General features: G+C 66.3%; 3 protein-coding genes. All 3 read left to right on the top strand.

All coding sequences use genetic code 11. The features are described from left to right. Positions 1-564: carboxyl transferase domain-containing protein (locus AC1DYU_RS25975; RefSeq protein ID WP_476794119.1), on the top strand; the 564-nt coding region annotated here is incomplete at its 5' end. An 8-nt stretch (positions 565-572) separates the two neighbouring features. Then, a complete protein-coding gene (locus tag AC1DYU_RS25980; RefSeq protein WP_476794120.1) occupies positions 573-752 on the top strand; it encodes a hypothetical protein in 180 nt (59 codons plus the stop codon). A gap of 5 nt (positions 753-757) precedes the next feature. Beyond that, positions 758-2,492: acetyl-CoA carboxylase biotin carboxylase subunit (locus tag AC1DYU_RS25985; RefSeq protein WP_476794121.1), on the top strand; the 1,735-nt coding region annotated here is incomplete at its 3' end.

Below are 2,492 nucleotides of genomic sequence, written 5' to 3' on the forward strand. Positions count from 1 at the left end.
GTCGCCAACCAGCCGATGGTGCTGGCCGGCGTGCTCGACTCCGACGCCTCGCGCAAGGCCGCGCGCTTCGTGCGCTATTGCGACGCCTTCGAGATCCCGATCGTCACCTTCGTCGACGTTCCCGGCTTCCTGCCGGGCACGGCGCAGGAATATGGCGGCCTGATCAAGCACGGCGCCAAGCTGCTCTTCGCCTACAGCGAATGCACCGTGCCGCTGGTCACGATCATCACGCGAAAAGCCTTCGGCGGCGCCTATGACGTGATGGCCTCCAAGCATGTCGGCGCCGATGTGAACTACGTCTGGCCCACCGCCCAGATCGCGGTGATGGGCGCCAAGGGTGCGGTCGAGATCATCTTCCGGGGCGGCGACGCCGAGACCATCGCGCGCCAGACCAAGGAATACGAAGATCGTTTCATGTCGCCCTTCGTCGCGGCCGAGCGCGGCTATATCGACGAGGTGATCATGCCGCACTCGACCCGCCGGCGCATCGCGCGGGCGCTGGCGATGCTCAGGACGAAGAGCGTCGAGCGGCCTTGGCGCAAGCACGACAATATCCCGCTGTGAAAACGCGCATGGCCGAAACGGCTTCGAGCGGCGACGACGAGCGCTTCGCCTTGCTCGCGAAGCTGCTGTGGAGCGCCAGTGACCACGAAGCCGCGCCACAGCAATCCGCCATGCGGATCGATGAGATCTCCCAGCTTCTTTGGGCCGTCAGCGACGTTCATCAGCCCTACGATTCCTCGAGGCAGTGACAGCCATGTTCACGAAGATCCTGATCGCGAACCGCGGCGAGATCGCCTGCCGGGTCATCAAGACGGCGCGGCGCATGGGCATCAAGACCGTCGCGGTCTATTCGGATGCCGACCGCGACGCGCTGCATGTCGAGATGGCCGATGAGGCAGTGCATATCGGTCCGCCCGCCGCCGCCCAATCCTATCTGGTGATCGAGAAGATCATCGAGGCCTGCAAGGCGACGGGCGCGCAGGCCGTCCATCCCGGCTACGGCTTTCTGTCCGAGCGCGAGGCCTTCGCCCAGGCGCTGAAGGATAACGGCATTGTCTTCATCGGCCCCAACCCTGGTGCCATCGCCGCGATGGGCGACAAGATCGAATCGAAGAAGGCCGCCGCCGCCGCGAATGTCTCGACCGTGCCCGGCCATCTCGGCATCATCGAGAGCCCCGAGCATGCGGTGACCATCGCCGACGCGATCGGCTATCCCGTCATGATCAAGGCCTCGGCCGGCGGCGGCGGCAAGGGCATGCGCATCGCCCATTCGGCTGGGGAGGTCGCCGAGGGCTTCGCCCGCGCCAAGTCGGAGGCCGCATCGTCCTTCGGCGACGACCGCGTCTTCGTCGAGAAGTTCATCGTCGATCCCCGCCATATCGAGATCCAGGTGCTGGGCGACAAGCATGGCAACGTGATCTATCTCGGCGAGCGCGAATGCTCGATCCAGCGCCGCAACCAGAAGGTCGTCGAGGAGGCACCATCGCCGCTGCTCGACGAGGCGACGCGGCGCAAGATGGGCGAGCAGGCGGTCGCGCTCGCCAAGGCTGTGAACTATGATTCTGCCGGCACGGTCGAGTTCGTCGCCGGCCAGGACAAGTCCTTCTATTTCCTCGAGATGAACACGCGYCTTCAGGTCGAGCAYCCGGTCACCGAGATGATCACMGGGATCGATCTGGTCGAGCAGATGATCCGCGTTGCTTATGGCGAGAAGCTCGGGCTGACGCAGGGCGAGGTCAAGCTCAACGGCTGGGCGGTCGAATCCCGCGTCTATGCCGAGGACCCGACGCGCGGCTTCCTGCCCTCGACCGGGCGGCTCGTGACCTATCGGCCTCCGGTGGAGGGGCCGGACGGCGACGCGATGGTGCGCAACGACACCGGCGTCTTCGAGGGCGGCGAGATCTCGATCTATTACGACCCGATGATCGCCAAGCTGGTGACGCATGCGCCGACGCGCGAGGCCGCGATCGAGGCGCAAGGCCGCGCGCTCGACGCCTTCGCCATCGAGGGCATCCGCCACAACATTCCCTTCGTCTCGGCGCTGATGCACCATCCGCGCTGGATCGCCGGCAATCTCTCGACCGGCTTCATCGCCGAGGAATTCCCCGAGGGCTTTGCGCTGCCGGTGCCTGTCGGCGAAGTCGCCTTGCGGATGGCCGCGATCGCGATCGCCTGCGACCACAAGCTCAACCAGCGCAAGCGTCATGTCAGCGCGCAGATGGAGGGCTGGCGCAAGGTCGCCTTCGAGCGCACGCGCATCGTCGTGCTCGGGGCTGAGCGCTTCGAAGGTGAGGTCACGGAGCAGGGCGAGACAGTGGTGATCGGCTTCGGCCCGCGCAGCCTCTCGGTCGTCAGCGACTGGCGCCCGGGCGAGCCGGTCTGGCGCGGCACGCTCGACGGCGTCGCGGTGGCGGCACAGGTGCGCTCGATCCTGAACGGCTTTTCGCTCGGCCATGCCGGGGCCTATGCCAACGCCCATGTCCACACCC

Source organism: Allobosea sp. P2_B12, assembly GCF_056404835.1.

Bases quoted from the DNA above. Each gene is read 5' to 3' on its own strand.
- AC1DYU_RS25980 (WP_476794120.1), top strand. From the start codon at position 573: ATGGCCGAAACGGCTTCGAGCGGCGACGACGAGCGCTTCGCCTTGCTC.